The 18,657-nt window shown below is 72.5% G+C and carries 21 protein-coding genes; 9 read left to right on the forward strand and 12 right to left on the reverse strand.

Annotated elements, in window-relative coordinates:
* Positions 1-44: 44 nt before the first annotated feature.
* Together CG747_RS02100 and CG747_RS02105 are read right to left on the reverse strand one after the other, a co-directional pair.
* Positions 45-605, reverse strand: coding sequence for a Clp protease N-terminal domain-containing protein (locus CG747_RS02100; protein WP_100599827.1), 561 nt, complete (start codon positions 603-605; stop codon positions 45-47).
* On the reverse strand, positions 605-814 hold the full coding sequence (locus tag CG747_RS02105) for a helix-turn-helix domain-containing protein (RefSeq protein WP_039640853.1): 210 nt from the start codon (positions 812-814) through the stop codon (positions 605-607). The genes CG747_RS02100 and CG747_RS02105 overlap by 1 nt, the downstream gene beginning before the upstream one ends.
* 146 nt (positions 815-960) lie before the next feature.
* Between CG747_RS02105 and CG747_RS02110 the strand changes: the two genes are divergently transcribed.
* The gene (locus tag CG747_RS02110) at positions 961-1,719 is read left to right on the forward strand and encodes an antibiotic biosynthesis monooxygenase (RefSeq protein ID WP_100599828.1); all 759 of its coding nucleotides are present in this window, start codon (positions 961-963) and stop codon (positions 1,717-1,719) included.
* A 27-nt stretch (positions 1,720-1,746) separates the two neighbouring features.
* Here CG747_RS02110 and CG747_RS02115 read toward each other — a convergent pair whose 3' ends face one another.
* Together CG747_RS02115 and CG747_RS02120 are read right to left on the reverse strand one after the other, a co-directional pair.
* Entirely contained in the window at positions 1,747-2,709 is a 963-nt protein-coding gene (locus tag CG747_RS02115; protein WP_100599829.1) for a zinc-binding dehydrogenase, read from the reverse strand.
* A 191-nt stretch (positions 2,710-2,900) separates the two neighbouring features.
* Positions 2,901-4,130: an NADP-dependent malic enzyme gene (locus CG747_RS02120; RefSeq protein WP_100599830.1), complete on the reverse strand. Its 1,230-nt coding sequence runs from the start codon at positions 4,128-4,130 to the stop codon at positions 2,901-2,903.
* Positions 4,131-4,692: 562 nt separating this feature from the next.
* Between CG747_RS02120 and CG747_RS02125 the strand changes: the two genes are divergently transcribed.
* The 3 genes from CG747_RS02125 to CG747_RS02135 all read left to right on the forward strand — a co-directional run bounded on the left by CG747_RS02125 (position 4,693) and on the right by CG747_RS02135 (position 7,504).
* Positions 4,693-5,676: an ABC transporter substrate-binding protein gene (locus CG747_RS02125; RefSeq protein ID WP_100599831.1), complete on the forward strand. Its 984-nt coding sequence runs from the start codon at positions 4,693-4,695 to the stop codon at positions 5,674-5,676.
* Between the two features lie 83 nt (positions 5,677-5,759).
* Complete coding sequence (locus CG747_RS02130; protein WP_100599832.1) at positions 5,760-6,698, forward strand: amino acid ABC transporter permease; 939 nt, start codon at positions 5,760-5,762, stop codon at positions 6,696-6,698.
* Between the two features lie 53 nt (positions 6,699-6,751).
* Positions 6,752-7,504: an amino acid ABC transporter ATP-binding protein gene (locus tag CG747_RS02135; protein ID WP_100600068.1), complete on the forward strand. Its 753-nt coding sequence runs from the start codon at positions 6,752-6,754 to the stop codon at positions 7,502-7,504.
* Between the two features lie 101 nt (positions 7,505-7,605).
* Here CG747_RS02135 and CG747_RS02140 read toward each other — a convergent pair whose 3' ends face one another.
* Entirely contained in the window at positions 7,606-8,367 is a 762-nt protein-coding gene (locus tag CG747_RS02140; protein WP_100599833.1) for a trans-aconitate 2-methyltransferase, read from the reverse strand.
* A gap of 91 nt (positions 8,368-8,458) precedes the next feature.
* On the opposite strand from CG747_RS02140, the gene CG747_RS02145 reads away from it, so the two are divergent.
* On the forward strand, positions 8,459-9,070 hold the full coding sequence (locus CG747_RS02145; RefSeq protein WP_100599834.1) for a CGNR zinc finger domain-containing protein: 612 nt from the start codon (positions 8,459-8,461) through the stop codon (positions 9,068-9,070).
* Here CG747_RS02145 and sodX read toward each other — a convergent pair.
* Positions 8,992-9,438, reverse strand: a complete 447-nt coding sequence (gene sodX, locus CG747_RS02150) for a nickel-type superoxide dismutase maturation protease (RefSeq protein WP_100600069.1) — start codon at positions 9,436-9,438, stop codon at positions 8,992-8,994. The two genes, CG747_RS02145 and sodX, sit on opposite strands and share 79 nt — an antisense overlap.
* Before the next feature lie 165 nt (positions 9,439-9,603).
* Here sodX and sodN point away from each other — a divergent pair, with 165 nt between their 5' ends.
* Positions 9,604-9,999: a superoxide dismutase, Ni gene (gene sodN / locus CG747_RS02155; RefSeq protein ID WP_100599835.1), complete on the forward strand. Its 396-nt coding sequence runs from the start codon at positions 9,604-9,606 to the stop codon at positions 9,997-9,999.
* 191 nt (positions 10,000-10,190) lie between these two features.
* On the opposite strand, the gene CG747_RS02160 is transcribed toward sodN, so the two are convergent.
* Positions 10,191-11,150, reverse strand: a complete 960-nt coding sequence (locus tag CG747_RS02160) for a LysR family transcriptional regulator (RefSeq protein ID WP_257980173.1) — start codon at positions 11,148-11,150, stop codon at positions 10,191-10,193.
* A gap of 243 nt (positions 11,151-11,393) precedes the next feature.
* Here CG747_RS02160 and snpA point away from each other — a divergent pair, with 243 nt between their 5' ends.
* Positions 11,394-12,056, forward strand: coding sequence for a snapalysin (snpA, locus tag CG747_RS02165; protein ID WP_100599836.1), 663 nt, complete (start codon positions 11,394-11,396; stop codon positions 12,054-12,056).
* 242 nt (positions 12,057-12,298) lie between these two features.
* On the opposite strand, the gene crcB is transcribed toward snpA, so the two are convergent.
* The 3 genes from crcB to CG747_RS02180 are packed head-to-tail and all read right to left on the reverse strand — an operon-like array spanning position 12,299 to position 13,487.
* Positions 12,299-12,667, reverse strand: a complete 369-nt coding sequence (crcB, locus tag CG747_RS02170) for a fluoride efflux transporter CrcB (protein ID WP_100599837.1) — start codon at positions 12,665-12,667, stop codon at positions 12,299-12,301.
* Positions 12,664-13,053: a DUF190 domain-containing protein gene (locus CG747_RS02175; protein ID WP_100599838.1), complete on the reverse strand. Its 390-nt coding sequence runs from the start codon at positions 13,051-13,053 to the stop codon at positions 12,664-12,666. Before CG747_RS02175 ends, crcB begins: the two co-directional genes overlap by 4 nt.
* The gene (locus CG747_RS02180; protein WP_100599839.1) at positions 13,050-13,487 is read right to left on the reverse strand and encodes a CrcB family protein; all 438 of its coding nucleotides are present in this window, start codon (positions 13,485-13,487) and stop codon (positions 13,050-13,052) included. Before CG747_RS02180 ends, CG747_RS02175 begins: the two co-directional genes overlap by 4 nt.
* Before the next feature lie 223 nt (positions 13,488-13,710).
* Here CG747_RS02180 and CG747_RS02185 point away from each other — a divergent pair, with 223 nt between their 5' ends.
* Together CG747_RS02185 and CG747_RS02190 are read left to right on the forward strand one after the other, a co-directional pair.
* Positions 13,711-14,490: a FadR/GntR family transcriptional regulator gene (locus CG747_RS02185; RefSeq protein ID WP_100599840.1), complete on the forward strand. Its 780-nt coding sequence runs from the start codon at positions 13,711-13,713 to the stop codon at positions 14,488-14,490.
* Positions 14,487-15,764: an MFS transporter gene (locus CG747_RS02190; RefSeq protein WP_100599841.1), complete on the forward strand. Its 1,278-nt coding sequence runs from the start codon at positions 14,487-14,489 to the stop codon at positions 15,762-15,764. Before CG747_RS02185 ends, CG747_RS02190 begins: the two co-directional genes overlap by 4 nt.
* Before the next feature lie 80 nt (positions 15,765-15,844).
* Here the strand turns inward: CG747_RS02190 and corA are convergent, their stop codons facing one another.
* Together corA and CG747_RS02200 are read right to left on the reverse strand one after the other, a co-directional pair.
* Complete coding sequence (corA, locus tag CG747_RS02195; RefSeq protein WP_100599842.1) at positions 15,845-16,930, reverse strand: magnesium/cobalt transporter CorA; 1,086 nt, start codon at positions 16,928-16,930, stop codon at positions 15,845-15,847.
* 139 nt (positions 16,931-17,069) lie between these two features.
* Positions 17,070-18,593, reverse strand: a complete 1,524-nt coding sequence (locus CG747_RS02200) for an MFS transporter (RefSeq protein WP_100599843.1) — start codon at positions 18,591-18,593, stop codon at positions 17,070-17,072.
* Positions 18,594-18,657: the final 64 nt, after the last annotated feature.

Raw genomic sequence — 18,657 nt, forward strand, 5'->3', positions numbered from 1 at the left:
CGGCCCCGGAGTGCGGCCGCCCGAGGTGCGGGCCGCCCGGCGCGTCAGCTCGCGCGTCCGGCGGGCCGCTCCGCCAGGACCTGCACCACCGCGTCGTGGGTCGCCCCGTGCTCGGCGAGCGCCGCCCCGGCCGGACCGGACCGGGCGGTGAGCGCCAGCAGCAGGTGCTCGTCGCCGATGTGCCGCTCGGCGCGGCCCACCGCGATCCGCAGCGCGCGCTCCAGTACCGCCTGCGCGTCCGGCGAGAAGCGGCGGCGCGCCCACCGCCGGCGCCGGGCCCCGGGCCACCCGCCGGCCAGCGCCCCGGTCCCGTGCACGTCCTCCACCCGCGCCACCACCTCGTCGACGTCGATCCCGAGTCCGGCCAGCGCCGCCGCGTCGGCCGTGGAGATGCCGCCCCGCCGCCGGTCCGCCGCCAGCGCGTCGGCGACCGCCGTCCGCGGTACGCGGAGTCCGTCGAGCACCGCCGCGGCCGGGGTACCCCTGCGGTCCAACAGCGCGAGCAGCAGCTCCGGTTCCCCGACGGTGGGGCTGCCGGCGCGGTCCGCGTGCTCCACCGCGCCGCGCACCACCGCCCGGGCAGCGGCCGTGAACTTCTCGAACATCAGCGCCTCCCGTGCTTCTTGTGGACCGCCTGGCGACTGACGCCCAGTTCGGCGGCGATCTCCTGCCACGACCAGCCCTTCGCGCGGGCGCTGCGCACCTGCACGGCTTCCAGTTGCTCCAGCAGCCTGCGGAGCGCGGCGACGGCACGGAGCCCGGCCCGCGGATCCGGGTCGCTCGCCCGTGCGGCGAGATCCGTTGCTTCGGTCATGCCTGTCAACTTACGTTGACGTTCCGGGCCGCGTCAACCATGGTTGACACCTCGGCGTACACCAACCCTCTTGACCTCAACCGCACTTGAGGCAGCAGCATCGTGCCCTGCATCCCCGGTCCCCCCGGCACGACAAGGAGCCCCCCATGCCCCCGCCCGCCGCCACCCCGGCCCCCGCCCCCGGCTTCCCGGACGTCCGTCGGCCCGACGCCGGCACCGTCCTGATCAGCCCCTGGGTGGTGCCCGCGGCCCGCTTCCAACGCGCGGCGGCCGACGCGGTACTGGCCGCCTGGGAGGAGCAGGAGCGCCCGGCCGCGATGCTGGCACTCACCACGTTCCTGAGCACCGACGGCGGCCACGTCCTCAACTACGCGCAGTGGACGCACGACGCGGCCCACCGCGCGTGGGCCCGCACCCACCGCCCCGCGGCCATCGCCCCCGTCGACGAGGCCATCCCGGGCATCCGCCGTCCGGGCCTGATCCGCTACCGCCGCTACCGCAGCCACGTGGCCGGGGAACGCGCCATCCGCACACCCGCGTTCCTGGTGACCCCGACGTTCGCCACCACCGGGCCGCAGGCCCAGCGCGCCCTCGCCGACACCGTGCTCCGCAGGCTGGCCGAGGAGCCGGTACCGGGGCTGCTCGGCGCCCACTTCCACCTCTCGCAGGACGGCGGACGGGTGCTCAACTACGGGGAGTGGGCGGACGCTTCGGCCTGGCGGGCGTTCGCGGCCGGCGCCGCCTCGGCCGGGATCCGGGCGGCGATCGGGGCCCTGCCCGGTGTCGCCCCCGCCCCGGCGGTGCCGGCGGACGACACTGACGCGGGCACGCCCGGCGTACCGGACGTGCCCGCCTACGTCCTGCACCGGAGCCTGGTCAACGTCCCGCCGCCCGGCCGCGGCTGACGCCCGGGACGTGCCCGGCCCGGCGGCTCAGACGGTCAGCACGATCTTCCCGAAGAGCTCGCCCTCGGCCATCCTCCCGAAGCCCTCGCGCGCCCGGTCCAGCGGCAGCGTGGAGTCGATCACCGGCCGGATGCCCTTGGCGGCGCAGAAGCTGAGCAGTCCGGCCAGTTCCTCCTTGCTGCCCATCGTCGAACCGACGATCTTCAGCTCCAGGAAGAAGATCCGGTTGAGCTCCCCGCTCTTCGGCGTGAAGCCGCTGGTGGCGCCGGAGATGACCAGGGTGCCGCCGGGCCGCAGCGACTTGACCGAATGCGACCAGGTGGCGGCGCCGACCGTCTCGATCACCGCGTCCACCCGCCGGGGCAGCCGCTCGCCGGACGCGAACGCCGCCTCGGCGCCCAGCTCCACCGCGCGTTTGCGCTTGGTCTCGTCCCGGCTGGTGGCGAAGACCCGCAGGCCCGCGGCGGCGCCCAGGACGATGGCGGCGGTCGCCACCCCGCCGCCGGCGCCCTGCACCAGCACGCTGTCGCCCGGCCGGACCCCGGCGTTGGTGAACAGCATCCGGTACGCGGTCAGCCACGCGGTGGGCAGGCAGGCGGCCTCCTCGAAGGACAGCTCCGCGGGCTTGGGGAGGACGTTCCAGGTGGGCACGGTGACCCGCTCGGCGAAGGTGCCCTGGTAGCGCTCGGTGAGGATGGACTGCTTCTCGTCCGGGCCGACGCCGTGGCCGGTCTGCCCGATGACGGAGTGCAGGACGACCTCGTTGCCGTGCTCGTCGATGCCGGCGGCGTCGCAGCCGAGGATCATCGGGAGCGACTCCTCGGTGATCCCGACGCCGCGCAGCGTCCACAGGTCGTGGTGGTTGAGGGAGGCGGCCTTGACGTCGACGGTGGTCCAGCCGGGGCGGGCGACGGGGGCCGGGCGCTCCCCCAATTCGAGGCCGTTCAGCGGCTGGTCGCGGTCGATGCGGGCGGCGTAGGCAGCAAACATGATCCCAACGTAGGCCGCGGGCGGGCGCCGCGACAGCGGGCGCGGGTGTGACACGCGCCGCCCGCCGGGGTGCGCGGACGGCCGGATTCCCCCCGCCCTTTCCGGCCGTCGCCCTCATGCCGGACGGGCCGGGCCCGCACCCGCGAGGGGTGCCGGCCCGGCCCGTCAGCGCTCTCCGCGACGGCGGGAGGTCAGCGCCGGGCGACGCCCTCCGCACGGGCGGCGGCGGCGACGGCCGCGGTCACGGCCGGGGCGACCCGCTCGTCGAACGGCGAGGGGATGACCTTGTCCGCGCTGAGCTCGTCGGCGACGACGGCGGCCAGCGCCTCCGCGGCGGCGAGCTTCATGCCCTCGGTGATCTGCGAGGCGCGCACCTGCATGGCGCCGGCGAAGATGCCCGGGAAGGCCAGCACGTTGTTGATCTGGTTCGGGAAGTCGCTGCGCCCGGTGGCGACCACCGCGGCGTACTTGTGGGCGACGTCCGGGTGGATCTCCGGGTCGGGGTTGGCCATCGCGAAGATCATCGAGTCCTTCGCCATCTTCGACACCGCCGCCTCCGGCACCGTGCCGCCGGAGACGCCGATGAAGACGTCGGCACCGTCCAGCGCGGTCTCCAGGGAACCGGTCAGGCCCGCCTTGTTGGTGAAGCCGGCCAGCTCGCGCTTGACGTCCGTGAGGTCGCCGCGGTCCGCCGAGACGACGCCCTTGCGGTCGCAGACCGCCACGTCGCCGATGCCGGCGTTGACCAGGATCTTGGCGATGGCGACCCCGGCCGCGCCGGCGCCCGAGATGACCGCCCGCAGGTCGCCGAGCTCGCGCCGGGTGAGCTTGGCGGCGTTGCGCAGCGCGGCCAGCGTGACCACGGCGGTGCCGTGCTGGTCGTCGTGGAAGACCGGGATGTCCAGGCGTTCCTTGAGCTTGCGCTCGATCTCGAAGCACCGGGGCGCCGAGATGTCCTCCAGGTTGACGCCACCGAAGGAGGGCGCGAGGCGGACGACGGTGTCCACGATCTCGTCGGTGTCGGTGGTCGCGAGCGCGATCGGAACCGCGTCCACGCCGCCGAACTGCTTGAAGAGGATGGCCTTGCCTTCCATCACGGGAAGGGAGGCCTCCGGTCCGATGTCGCCGAGCCCCAGCACCGCGGTGCCGTCCGTGACCACGGCCACGACCTGGGACTTCCACGTGTAGTCGTGCACGAGCTCGGGCCGCTCGGCGATGGCGCTGCACACCTTGGCGACGCCCGGCGTGTACGCGAGGGACAGGTCGTCCTTGTCGCGCACCGGGACGGTTGCCTGGACGGCCATCTTGCCGCCGCGATGCAGCGCGAAGGCCGGGTCGAAGAGTTCGCCGGACGTGCCGTCCGCGCCTTCTTCCGCACCCGTCTCGCTGTCGCTGCGAGGATTGACGATCTCCGCTGCCACTGTTCTCTGACCCCTTTGTCGTAAATCTGCTGAGGGTGGCCACTCCCTGGTTGGGGGGTGGGCGGGCACCGCGCCCGCGCCCTGCGCAGCGGATAGCCGCCGCGCGGGGGGAGGTACGGACGCCGGGCGCGCCGCACACGCGCCCTGAGCCCCGGATGAGGGGTGTAACGACCCTTTCTACCGGACGGGCATGCAACGCGACGAGTTAGATTCGTTACCTGCCGGTACGGGGCTCCGACATTAGTGACGGAACGCCCGAAAACGCCGAAGATACCCCGGGACTGTCCGAATTCCGAGACAGTGCCCACACCCCCGACTTCACCTTCGATGGCCGGGATCAGCGATTCCCCTTGCGCCGCAAGGCCGACGACGCACCCCGCTCGTCCGTTATCCGATTTTGACCTGTACGACAGTCCGAATACCGGAGTCCGGATGGCAAGATTCCGTCACCGACCGAGGGCCGACGCCCAAAGGTGCCCAAAGGTGTGTGCCCACCCCCTTCTCACCAGCACATCGGCTGCCCACACTGGCACGTCGGTTACCCATCCGCAGGAGGATCCGCATGACCGCAGACACCACCCGTCGCGCGGCGGCCGGCAGGTCCGGTAAGTCCGCCAAGACGGCCGCCGCAATAGCCGCGGTCACCGCTTCGCTGCTGCTGCTCAGCGCCTGCGGTGACCAGACCGACGCGGCGATCGCCCGGCGGGAGGCGGCCAAGAACCGCAATCCGCACGCCCCGCTCTTCAGCAAGCTCCCCAAGGACGTCCAGGACAAGGGGATGCTCCAGGTCGGCTCGGACATCACGTACAAGCCGGTGGAGTTCCGCTCGAACGGCAAGGTGGAAGGGATCGATCCGGATCTTGCCGCGGCAATCGGCAAGGAATTGGGCATCAAGCTCAATTTCAACAACGCCACCTTCGACACCCTCATGGGCGGACTGAAGTCCCAGCGCTATGACCTCGCGATGTCGGCGATGACGGACACCAAGGACCGCCAGCAGGGCATCGACAGCACCACCGGTAAGAAGATCGGTGAGGGCGTCGATTTCGTCGATTACCTCAACGTCGGCGTCTCCCTCTATACCCAGAAGGGCAAGACCAAGGGGATCGACGGCTGGGAGACCATGTGCGGCAAGAAGCTCGCCGTGCAGCGCGGCACCGTCTCCCACGACCTGGCCAAGGACAAGTCCAAGGCTTGTGAGGCGGGCGGCGAGCAGCCGATCTCCATCGAGGCGTTCGACAACGACTCCGAGGCCCAGACCCGACTGCGGACCGGCGGCGTGGACGCGGTCTCCAGCGACTACCCGGTCGCGTCCTACGCGGTGAAGGTCTCCGGCGGCGGCAACGACTTCCAGATGGTCGGCGGCGCCCCGCTCAAGGCGGCCCCGTACGGCATCGCCGTCCCCAAGGGGCAGGAGCAGCTGCGCGACGCGATCAAGGCGGCCGTGGAGCTGGTGATCAAGAACCACGCGTACGACGGCGTCCTGGCCAAGTGGAACGTCAAGGACGCCGCGGTCAAGGAAGTGCAGATCAACGGCGGTACCTGAGCCGGCGACCGGTCCCGCTCCGCCGGCGCGCTCCGCGCGGCCCACCCACGCCTCTCCCGCCACACGCTGAAAGGCTTTCCTCCGTGTCAGTTGACGTCGACAAGCCGGCCGAGCCGCCGGCGGCCGCTCCGCCGGCCCAGCCCGAGCCCATCAAAGCCATACCGGTCCGCCACTACGGGCGCTGGGTCGCCGCGCTCGTCGTCATCGGGCTGCTGGCGCTGCTCGTCCGGGCCTTCGCCTCCGGGAAGGTCAACTGGGGCGCGATACCGGAGTACATGTTCAACGCGGACATCCTCAAGGGCCTGCGCAACACCCTGTGGATCACCGTGCTGGCGATGGTGATCGGCATCGTGCTGGGCGTGGTCCTGGCGGTCATGCGGCAGTCCAAGAACCCGGTGACCAAGACCGTGGCGTGGTTCTACGTCTGGTTCTTCCGCGGCACCCCGGTCTACGTCCAGCTCTTCCTGTGGTTCAACCTCGGCCTGGTCTTCCAGTACATCGACATCATGCCGATCTACAAGGACGAGTGGTCGGACTTCATGACCCCGTTCCTGTGCGCGCTGCTCGGCCTCGGCCTCAACGAGGCCGCGTACATGGCCGAGATCTGCCGGGCCGGTCTGAACGCCGTCGACGAGGGCCAGACCGAGGCGGCGCACGCCCTGGGCATGAGCCACGGCAAGACGCTGCGCCGGATCGTCGTGCCGCAGGCGATGCGGGTGATCGTGCCGCCGACCGGCAACGAGGTCATCAACATGCTCAAGACCTCGTCCCTGGTCATCGCGGTCCAGTACTACGACCTCCTCCAGGCCGCGCAGAACGTCGGCCGGGACTCCGGTGTGGTCGTCGAGATGCTGATCCTGGCCGCCGCCTGGTACCTGATCGCCACGACGGTCCTCAGCATCGGCCAGTACTACCTGGAGCGCTACTACGCCCGCGGCTCCAGCCGCCAGCTTCCGCCCACCCCGTTCCAGCGCCTCAAGGCGAAGCTGGCCGGCCTGAGCCGCGCCGGAGGTACGGCATGAGCACGAAGAAGAAGACGACCGTGAGCACCGGCTCCGGCAAGGCCGCGGTCCCGATGGTCAAGGCCGAGGGCGTCCACAAGTCCTTCGGTTCGGCGCACATCCTCAAGGGGATCGACCTGGAGGTGGCGCCCCGGGAGGTCTTCTGCCTGATCGGCCCGTCCGGTTCCGGCAAGTCGACGTTCCTGCGGTGCATCAACCACCTGGAGAAGATCAACTCCGGCCGACTGTCGGTCGACGGCGAGCTGGTCGGCTACCGCGAGCACAACGGCAAGCTCTACGAGCTGCGCGACCGCGAGGTCGCCGCCCGCCGGCGGGACATCGGCATGGTCTTCCAGCGCTTCAACCTCTTCCCGCACATGACCGCGGTGGAGAACATCATGGAGGCGCCGGTCCAGGTCAAGGGCGAGTCCAAGGCGTCCGCGCGGGAGCGGGCGGTCAAGCTGCTGGACCGGGTCGGACTGGCCGACAAGGCCGGCAACTACCCCTCGCAGCTCTCCGGCGGCCAGCAGCAGCGGGTGGCGATCGCCCGGGCGCTGGCCATGGAGCCCAAGCTGATGCTCTTCGACGAGCCGACCTCGGCCCTCGACCCCGAGCTGGTCGGCGACGTCCTGGACGTCATGAAGGACCTGGCCGCCGACGGCATGACGATGGTCGTGGTGACCCACGAGATGGGCTTCGCCCGCGAGGTCGGCGACTCGCTGGTCTTCATGGACGACGGCGTGGTGGTCGAATCCGGCCACCCCCGCGACGTGCTCACCAACCCCCAGCACGAGCGGACCCAGTCGTTCCTCTCCAAGGTCCTCTGAGGGCCCCGGGCCCGGACGTTCCCGGACCGGCCGCGGCGGCGCGGCGGGCGGCACCCTCGCGGTGCCTCCCGCCGCGCCGCGCGCCGTTCCGGCGCCGGGCGCTACTTCAGCGCCAGGACCATGCTGTCGGTCGGCGAGGCCCACACCGGGCGCACCTCGGCGAACCCGGCGTCGCGCAGCGCCCCGACGTGCCACTGCACGGCGGGCGTCTCACCGTCCGCGTGCTCGCCGTAGATCGCGAAGCGCTCGGCGGTCGGCCCGGCCAGCCGCGGATCGGCGGCGGCCAGCCGCCACCACTCGGCCCAGTCGACCGCGCCGGCCTCCTTGGCCCGCGCCATGTGGGCGTGCCGGAACTCCCGCTCGGCGGCGTTGATCCGCGGAGTGGCCTCGTCGGGCATGTGGTCGGCGTTGAGGAACACCCCGCCGTCCCGGAGGACGCCGGGCAGCTGCCCGTACAGCGTGTGCAGCTCCGCGGTCCGCAGCCAGTGCAGTGCGGTGGCGGTGAGCACCGCGTCGAAGGAGTCGTACGGCAGCTTCGCGGCCCACTGCGGGTCCTTCAGGTCGGCCCGGACGAACCGGATCCGCCGCTCGCCCGCGAAATGCCCCTCCGCGATGGCCAGCAGCGCCGGATCCAGATCGACGCCCACGCTCTCGGCCTTCGGGAACCTCTTCAGCAGCCGGTCGGAGATACTGCCGGTACCGCACGCCAGATCGAGCACCCTGGGCTCGGGGCCCACCAGCGCCTCGACCATGTCGAGCATCACCCGGAACCGCTCCTCGCGGTCGGGCATGTACCACTCCTGCTGCCGGTCCCAACTGTCCTGCCACGTCTGCCAGTCACCGCCGACAACGGTCTCGGTCATCGCAACCCCTCCGACCCGTAATACCCTCGTAGTGACAACACCCATTACGCATGGGTACTCGCACCTTAGACGCGCCCCGTAAGGACTACAAGTGGAACTGGCCTATTACTCGGATTACGCCGTGCGACTGGTCAACAGCGAGCAGCCCGAGCGCGGCGGGGACTCCCTGACCTCCGTCGAGGCGGTCCGCGAGCTCTTCGGCGTGGCCCAGCAGGCCGCCCGGCGGGCCACCGAGAGCGATGTCACCCGGCTGCGCACGGTCCGCGCCCGGCTCCGCGCGATCTTCGAGGCCGCCGACCGCGGCGACGAGGTGCTCGCCGTCGACCTGCTGAACGCGCTGATGATGGAGTTCCCGGTCAGCCCGCAGATCTCCGGCCACGAGACCCGCGACGACGACAACCGCCCCAAGTGGCACATGCACATCGCCGACCACGCCGCCAACGCCACCGCCGGCTTCACCGCGACCGCCTGCATGGGCCTGGCCTTCCACCTCACCGAGCTCGGCGTGGACCGCCTGGGCATCTGCGAGGCCAAGCCCTGCCGCAACGCCTACCTGGACACCTCCACCAACCGGTCCCGGCGCTACTGCTCGGACCGCTGCGCCACCCGCGCCAACGTCGCCGCCTACCGCGCCCGCAAGCGCCTGGAGAGCGGCCGCACCGCCGAGAGCGCCCAGGAGGCCACCGCCCGCGGCGAGCGCTGAAGCCCGCGCGGCGGCCGCACCCGCAGCCAGGCCCGGGCGATCACCAGCTCGTCGGGGACCACCCCGAACTCCCGGCTGTCGTTCTCCACGTACGGATTGTCCCCGCGCACCCACCAGCCGCCGTCCCGCCGCTCCACCGCGCGCTTGACGATCAGCAGGTCCTGCCGGAACGGATGCCGCAGCACGACCACGTCACCGGGGCGCACCACCGCGCCGTACCGGACCACCAGCTGGTCCCCCGGCCGGAGCGTCGGCACCATCGACGGGTTGTAGACCTCCGCCAGACCGACCGCCCGCAGCGGCCCGCCGCGCACCGGCTCCGCGCCGCCGCCGCTCTCCTGCTCCGGCTCGCGCACCCGCTCCGGCATCCGTACCTCCCGGTCCAGCCCCCGTACGACCCTCACCGGACCATCCTCCATCAGTCCCGGCCCGGCACCGGACTTTTGCCCTAAGACCCCCGGGGCGCCCGAGAAAAGCCTTCCCGCACCGAGTAATCTCGCACCTGAGAAGACGATCACGAGGAAGGACTGAACATGCTCTCCCGCCTGTTCGCCCCCAAGGTCAAGGTCAGCGCCCACTGCGACCTGCCTTGCGGTGTCTACGACCCCGCCCAGGCCCGCATCGAGGCCGAGTCGGTCAAGGCCGTCCAGGAGAAGTACCAGGCCAACGAGGACCAGGACTTCCGCACCCGCGCCGTCCTGATCAAGGAGCAGCGGGCCGAGCTGGCCAAGCACCACGTCTCGGTGCTGTGGAGCGACTACTTCAAGCCGCCGCACTTCGAGAAGTACCCGGAGCTGCACCAGCTGGTCAACGACACCCTCAAGGCCCTCAGCGCGGCCAAGGGCTCGAACGACCCGGCCACCGGCCAGAAGGCCCTTGACCTGATCGCCCAGATCGACAAGATCTTCTGGGAGACGAAGAAGGGCTGAGCCCGCCTCGGCCCTGCCGACCCGCGGTCTTCCCGATCGCCCGGTCGTCGACCGCACCCGGTCCGCACACCGCCGCAACCCGGCGGCACGCGGGCCGGGTGCGGTCGTTCCGGGGTCGGCGCGGACGTCCCCGGGCTGCTCCGGGCGGTTCCGCGGCGGGTGATAGCCCCGTGCTATAAGCCCCTGACGCCTCAGTGCCCGGACGCCAGCACGCCGCCGTGCCGGACCAGCCAGTCGTGGTACGCCTCGCTGGCCCAGGCGATCTCCATGTAGGCGGCGGTCAGGTCGGCGAACAGGTCGTCGGCGGAGGCGGCCGGCGGGCCGTCCGTGCGGCAGGCCATGAAGAGCCGGACCGCCAGCGGGTCGCCGTGCAGCGGGCGGATCGCCATGCCGGGGCGGGAGCGGGCGGTGGGCTGGCAGGGGGTGACCACCTCGCCGGCCATGACGAGGTCCACGGCGGTGAGGTAGTCGCCGTGCACCACCCGGGGGTTGATGCCGGCCGCGGCCCAGATGCGGCGCAGGCCGGCCCACTCGCCGTCCACGGTCGGGTCGACCATCCACTGGTCGGCGGCCAGGTCGGCGACCCGGACGACGGTCCGCCCGGCCGCCGGATGGCTCTCCGCGAGGGCGATGAACTGCGGCTCCCTGGCGAGGAGTTCGTGCGCCAGCAGGCCGTCGGGGACCCGAAGCGGGGCGCCCTCGACCTCGTGCACGAAGGCCGCGTCGAGCTGCCCCATCGCGACCATGTGGAGCAGGGCGTTGGCGGACACGTCGGTCCGTATCGTGGTGTCGGTCTCCGGGAGCCGGGCGCGCAGCCGGCGCAACCAGCCCGCGACGGCCGGGCTGTTGGTGCTGCCGATCCGCAGCCGGGTGCCTTCCTCCCGGACCGATACCGAGGCGATGTCCTCGACAAGCGCGCGCATTTCGGCCACTATCGGCCGGGCGCGACAGAGTACCGAATGCCCGAGCGGGGTGGGGCGACTGCCGGTCGGCTCACGGAAGAAGAGCTGGCCGCCCAGCGCCTTCTCGATGCGGTGGAGCTGGGTCGTCAAGGAGGGCTGCGTCATCCCCAACTGCCGGGCCGCCTTGCGCACGCTGCCGGTGTCGGCGATGGCGCACAGCGCGCGAAGATGCCTTACCTCTAGCTCCACGCCGGGAGCATAAACGCGCAGGCACGGCTCACACCAGACTCTCAGGCCGGTCCGAACTCCGGGTCTTCACCAGCACGTTGGCCAGCGGCCATCAGGGGTATTGGCTCGCGCTATCGCCACCTGGCATCTCCGTCCCACGGGTGAACTCCGTCCACACTCAACGGCACCAAGAAATCCGCAGGGCCCCGGCCGCCGCCCCACACGGCGGCCGTACGGCCTCTCGGAAATTAAGGAGCCCCCCACATGAGATCTCCCAAGACGGCGCTGTCGGCTGCGCTCGGTCTGGGCCTCGCCGCCGCGCTCGCCGCTGCGGCCCCGGTGTCGGCCACGTCCCTCACCGCACACTCCGCCCCCCACCACAGCACCCCCGCCTCGATCGCCGCCTACACCGGTTCGACGGCGGAGAAGGCGAACACCAAGGCGTTCTTCGAGGCCGTCATGAAGTCGGCCCGGGCCAAGATGAAGGCCAACCCGCACCTGAAGTCGGTCACCGTCACCTACGACGCGAGCGCCGCCCCGACCTTCGCGAACGAGATATCCCAGAGCGCCTCCATCTGGAACAGCGCCGTGCAGAACGTCAAGTTGCAGTCGGGCAGCGGCGGCGACTTCCAGTACAAGGAGGGCAACGACCCGCGCGGGTCGTACGCCAGCACCGACGGCCACGGCAAGGGCTTCGTCTTCATCGACTACAACCAGGCCCAGCAGTACAACCGCACCCGCATCGTGGCGCACGAGACCGGCCACGTCCTGGGCCTGCCGGACCACTACGAAGGCCCCTGCAGCGAGCTGATGTCCGGTGGCGGGCCCGGCCCGTCCTGCCAGAACACCCAGCCGGACTCCAACGAGCGCACCAAGGTGGACCAGCTCTGGGCGAACGGCCTGGCCGGCGCCCGCTTCGGCGGCTGACCTTCCGGGCCGTCCCCCGGACGCGGCACGGCGGTAGGCCCGCCGTCCCCCGGCCGGGCTGACGGCGGCCGGGCAGATGACGGGCCCGGGCTGACGGAGCCGGTACCTGGCGGCCGGCTCCGTTCCCCCCACCAGCCCTCGCATTCCGTGCGTCCGCCCATGCGGTGGGGCTCCTCCCCGAGCCCCACCGCTCGCGTGTGTACGGGGGCGTGCGGCGGCGCCGGGAATCCCCGGGGAACGCGTCAGAGGGCGTGGCCGAGGGCCACCCCGGCGCAGGCGGCGGCCAGTCCGGCCGCCAGGCTCAGCCCGATGTTGAGCGCGGCGTACCGGCGCGCCCCGTCGGCGGCCAGCCGGAACGTCTCGTAGGAGAAGGTCGAATAGGTCGTCAGCGCCCCGCACAGGCCGGTGCCGAGCAGCAGCCGGACGTGCGGGGGCGCGGCGCCGGCGGTGGCCGCGCCGGTCAGCAGGCCGAGGATCAGCGAGCCGACGACGTTGACGGCGCAGGTCCCCCAGGGGAAGACCGTGTCGTGCCGGGCCTGGACGAAGCGGTCGGTGAGGAAGCGCAGCGGCGCCCCGACCATGGCACCGGCCACCACCAGCAGCCAATTCACCCGGTCGTGTCCTCCCCGCCGGCGGCTCCGCCCGGCCGGCTCCGGAACGTCAGCACCTCGCACGGGTCGAGGGTCACCAGGCCGCCGCCCGCCAGCAGTTCGGCCAGCTGCGGAAGGAACGCCCGCACCCGCTCCTCGGTGTCCACGACGATCACCGCCACCGGCAGCTCCTCGCTGAGCGACAGCAGCCGCTGGGTGTGGATCATCGAGGTCGCCCCGAAGCCCTCGACGCCGCGGAAGGCGCTCGCCCCGGCGAGGCCCGCCGCGCGGGCGCGGTGCACGATCTCCGCGTAGAGGGGCCGGTGGTGCCAGACGTCCTGCTCGCCCACGAGGACGGTCAGCCGCAGGGCGGGGCTTCCGACCGGGTCCGCCCGGTGGTCCGTCATGCCGTCCGCCGCCTCAGTCCGAAGAACGTCCGGGTGGCGCTGCCGGCGAGCGCGACCGCCGCGAGGGCGGCGAGCAGGGTGCCGGCGAGGTAGGCCAGCGCGAGCGTCGGGCGCCCGGCGGACAGCAGGCGCTCGATGTCCACGGTGTAGGTCGAGAAGGTGGTGAAGCCGCCGAGGATGCCGGTGCCCAGGAACGGGCGGAGCAGCCGGTGGGCCGTCCACACCTCGGTGACCAGCACCATCAGGACGCCCATCAGCGCGCAGCCGACCACGTTGACCAGGAGTGTGGTCCAGGGGAAGGCGGGGCCGGCGGTCGGCCAGATCAGGGCGGCGCCGTAGCGGGCCGTGGCACCGATGGCGCCGCCCACCGACACCGCACCGATCACCGGCCACTCGCCCTGCCAGGGCAGCGGCCGGCGGGCTCGTTCGTCCATGGTCCGCGGGTCCTTCTGTCCGTGCGTTCGGCCGGCACCCGGGTCGTCCGCCGGGTGGCCGGCCGGCCCGCCCCGGCCGGGGGCGTCACCGCCCTCAGGCTAAGCCCGGTCACTTGACACCGCTAAACATGGGATGTTCCTATCACCGGTGGAATCTGATGTCCTGGGGCCCCATCCCCGCGGCCCCGCGGCCCCGCGGAACGCGAACGAGAGGACGGCGCCGATGCCGCTGCGCAGTACCGCCCGCACCAGCCTCGTCGAGCTGGTCATCGAGCAGATGGAGCGGCTGATCGCCGACGGCGAGTGGCCGGTCGGCGCGAAGATCCCCGCCGAGCCGCTGCTCGTGGAGCAGCTGGACGTCGGCCGGAACACCGTCCGCGAGGCGGTCCGCGCCCTGGTGCACACCGGGATGCTGGAGCCGCGGCAGGGCGACGGGACGTACGTCCGGGCCCGCAGCGGTTTCGGGGCCGCCGTCCAGCGCCGGCTGCGCCGGGCCGCCAACCTGGAGGCGTACGAGGTCCGGGCCAGCCTGGAGCGGGACGCCGCCCGCCATGCGGCGAACCGCCGCACGGACGAGGACCTGGCCGTGCTGCGGGAGGCGCTGGCGGTGCGCGGCCGGGCCTGGGAGGCCGGCGACGTGACCCAGTTCGTCGAGGCGGACATGCGCTTCCACCAGGCGGTCGCGGCCGCCGCCCACAACAGCCTGCTGGCCGAGCTGTACGAGCAGTTCGGCGACGCCCTGCGCGGGGCGCTGCGGGCCGTGGTCGGCACGCCGCTGCTGCCCGACGCGGTCCGCCACCAGATCGACGCGCACACCGCGATCGTCGACGCCATCGAGGCCCGGGACCCGGACGCCGCCGAGCGGGCGGCGCTGGCCCACCTCGCCGAGGCGGCCGACGCCCTGCGCGCGGAGCCGGCGGACGGCAGCGGCACCCCGGACGGTACGGAGACCGGGGCCGGAACAGACGGACATGACGGGACACGGGAGGAACCCCGGCAATGACACAAGGACCGGCAACAGGCATATCGGAGACCCGGCCGCGGCCCGGCGGCGCGGCGACGGCGGCGGTCCCGGCCGTCCCCGCGGACCCCGGCGCCACCGGCCGCCGCGCCCTCCACCTCGGCCTCGGGGTCGTCCTGCTGGCGCTGAACCTGCGCCCCGCGCTGGTCGCGGTCTCCCCGCTGGTGGGCACCATCCGGTCCGACAGCGGGATGTCGGCGGCCGCCACCAGCCTGCTGACCGCGCTGCCGCTGCTCTGCTTCGGACTGCTGGCGCCGGTCGCCCCGCGGCTGGGCCGGCGCTTCGGCATGGAGCGGTCGCTGCTCGGCACCATGGTCCTGATCTGCCTGGGCACCGGCCTGCGGCTGCTGGACTCGGTGGTGGCGCTGTTCGCCGGGACGGTCGTGATCGGTGCCGGGATCGCCGTCGCCAACGTCCTGCTGCCCGGTCTGATCAAGCGGGACTTCCCGGCGAAGGCGGGCCTGATGACCGGGCTCTACTCGATGTCGCTGTTCGGCGGCGCGGCGCTGGCGGCCGGCGTCACCGTGCCGGTGCAGCAGGCCGCCGGGCTCTCCTGGCAGGCCACACTGGCCTGCTGGGGCGCGCTGGCGGTGCTCGCGCTGGTCCTCTGGCTGCCGCAGGTCCGCAGCCGCACCGAGGTGGCCGGGGCCGCCGCCCGCCAGGCCGCGCACCCGGTCCGCGGTCTGTGGCGCTCCCCGCTGGCCTGGCAGGTCACCGGTTACATGGGGCTCCAGTCGCTGAGCTACTACGCGGCGGCCGCCTGGCTGCCGACGATGCTCAAGGACGCCGGGCTGGGCGCGGGCGACGCCGGCTGGATGCTGTCGTTCTCGTCGCTGCTGGGGATCGCGGGCTCGTTCCTGGCTCCGGTGATCGTCGGCCGCCGGCTGCGGGCCGGCACGCTGGCCGCGCTGGGCGCGGTGCTGTGCGCGGCGGGCTTCGCCGGGATCTGGGCGGCGCCGGTCGGCGGCGCGTACCTGTGGATGACGCTGCTGGGCCTGGGGCAGGGTGCGGCGATCAGCCTGGCGCTGCTGTTCATCGTCCAGCGCGCCCCGGACACCCGGCACACCGCCCAGCTCTCCAGCATGGCCCAGTGCTTCGGCTACGTCCTGGCCGCCACCGGGCCGGCGGTGCTGGGCGCCGTCCACGATGCCTCGGGCACCTGGACGGTTCCGCTGGCGGTGCTGCTGGTGCTGTTGGTGCCGCAGGTGGCGGCGGGGTTCGGGGCCGCGCGGCCGCTGCACGTCGCGGGGCGGTGAGCGCCCGGGGCGGTGAGCGCCCGGGGCGGTGGTCCGCCCCGGAGCCGCCGTCCGGCGGGCGGGACCGCGGACGGCCGGGCCTACAGCCAGCCGTTCCGCTTGAAGCCGCGGTGCATCAGCCAGCAGACCGCCACCATCACGACCATCACCAGCGGGTAGCCGAAGGTCCAGCTCTTCTCCGGCATGTACTCGAAGTTCATCCCGTAGACGCCGGTGACCATGGTCGGCACGGCCAGGATCGCCGCCCAGGCGGACATCCGGCGCATCGCCTCGTTCTGGGCGTTGGCGACCTGCGCGAGATGCGCCTGGAGTATGGAGTTGAGCAGTTCGTCGAAACCGGTGATCCGCTCGCGGACCTGGTCGAGGTGGTCGGCGACGTCCCGGAAGTAGGTCTTGATCCGGGGGTCGATGAACTGCAGGGAGCGGGTCGCCAGCTCCTGCAGGGGGCGGTCCAGCGGGGTCACCGCCCGCTTGAATTCGAGGAGCTCGCGCTTGAGCTGGTAGATCCGGTCGGCGCCGCGGCTGCCGCGCACCGAGAAGACCTCGCTCTCGACGTCGTCGATGTCGTCCTGGGCGGCGGCCGCGACGTCGAGGTAGTCGTCCACGACGAGGTCGGCGATGGCGTGCAGCACCGCGGACGGGCCGAGCGCGAGCTGCTCCGGGTCGCGCTCCAGCTGCTCGCGCAGCGGGCCCAGCGAGCCGTGGCCGCCGTGCCGCACCGTGATCACGAAGTCGGCGCCGGTGAAGACCATGATCTCGCCGGTGTCGACGACCTCGCTGGTGTCGGTCAGCTGGTCGTGCTCGACGTAGCAGACGGTCTTGAAGACGGTGAACAGCGAGTCGTCGTAGTGCTCCAGCTTGGGGCGCTGGTGGGCGTGGACCGCGTCCTCGACGGCGAGCGGGTGCAGCCCGAACAGCTCGACGATGCCGGCGAACTCCACCTCGGACGGCTCGTGCAGGCCGATCCACACGAAGCCGTCGCCGGTCCCCCGGACCTGCCGGATCGCCTCCTCGGCCGGCTGGTCGCCCTCCTGGCGCACCCCGGACACGTAGACCGCGCAGTTCACCACGGCGGTGCCGAGCGGCGAACGGGCGGGGTGGCTGAGGTCCACCCCGCCCTGTCGCGGCTGCGGCAGCCGGGCGGCTTTGCGGAGATTGCTGATCATCGACACCCGGCAAGTATCGCCCGCGGGGGTGCGCGGGAGGTACGGCCCGGGCTTGATTTTGCGCACTCCGCACCGTGCCGTGGTCCGGGCCGTGCCCTCCATTTGCCTGCGCGCCCCGGGCGTGCGCCCCGCGCGCCGGTCAGGGAACGAGCGCTGGCTGGTCCGCCTCGGCCCGCTCGGGCGCCGCCCCGGTCTCCTCGTGCGGCAGGCTTTGCGCCCGGGCCCGCCGGGGCAGCCAGAACAGCAGGCCGAGGACGAGCACCAGCCCGCCGGCGATCCACCACAGGGCGTTCGTGGTGGCCGCGACGAAGCCGGCGCCGCCGGGGCCGTCCACCGCGCCGAAGAACGCCACCGACGACAGCGCCAGGCCCAGCGCCATGCCCACCTGGCCGGTGGTGTTGAAGATGCCGGAGGCCGAACCGGAGTGCCCGACCGGCACCTCGGAGAGCACGGCGTCGGTGATCGGCGCGACGATCAGGCCCATCCCGGCCCCCATGAGGAGCATCGCCGGGGCCATCTGCCAGGACTGCATCGCGGTGCCGTAGTGGTCGGCCTGCCAGAGGTAGAGCAGGGTGCCGACGAGCATGGTCAGCGCACCGGCCTGGAGCACCGCGCGGCCGAAACGGGGCACCAGCTTCTGGACGGACAGCCCGGCCGCGGCGGAGCAGGCCAGCGAGAACGACAGGCCGGTCAGCCCGGCGTGCAGCGGCCCCCAGCCCAGCCCGAGCTGCATGTACAGCGTCCAGATGAGGAAGAACAGGCCGCTGACCACGCCGAAGATGAGCTGGACGCCGACACCGGCGGCGAAGGTCTTGATCCGGAACAGCGAGAGCTCGACCAGCGGCGAGCCGTCCTTGCGGGCCTTGGCCTGCTCGTAGCGGACGAACCCGGCGAGGACCAGCGGTCCGGCCGCCATGGCGACGAAGCCCCAGACGGGCCAGCCGGCCTCGCGGCCGTGGGTGAGCGGGTAGAGCACCAGCAGCAGGCCGAGGGTGAGCAGCGCGGTGCCGACCAGGTCGAGGCGGAGCGCGGTGTCCGAGCGGGACTCGGTCAGGAAGCGGCGGCCGAGGAGGATCCCGAGGACGCCGACGGGGAGGTTGATCAGGAAGATCGGCCGCCATTCCAGGCCGAAGAGGTTCCCCTGGGTGAGCAGGGCGCCGATCAGCGGGCCGCAGACCGCGCCCAGGCCGACCACCGCGCCGAACATCCCGAAGACCTTGCCGCGCTCGTGGGGCGGGAAGCTGACGTGGATGATCGCCAGCACCTGCGGCACCATCAGCGACGCCGTCGCGCCCTGCAGCACCCGCGCGGCGACCAGCATGGCCGGGTCCGCGGCCAGCCCGCACAGCGCGGAGGCGACGGTGAAGCCGCCCATCCCGAGCAGGAAGAGCTTCTTGCGGCCGTGGATGTCGCCGAGCCGGCCGCCGGTGATCAGGCCGATGGCGAAGGCCAGGGCGTAGCCGGCGGTGACCCACTGGAGCGTGCCGAAGTCGGCGCCGGTGTCCTCGCGGATGCTGGGCAGCGCGATGTTGACGATGGTCGCGTCGACCAGGTCCATGAAGCTCGCGGTCAGGATGACGGCGAGGGCTATCCACCGTCTGCGGTCGGCGGACGGGGGACCGTCGCCGGCCGGCGCGGCGGGGGTCGGATCGGGCGGGGTCATGCGGAACTCCTGGCGGTGCCGTGGGACGAGCGGAGGGGACGCGCCGGACGGCACCCGCCGCGCT

Origin of the sequence: Streptomyces sp. CB02959 (assembly GCF_002803155.1) — a bacterium.
GTDB lineage: Bacteria > Actinomycetota > Actinomycetes > Streptomycetales > Streptomycetaceae > Streptomyces.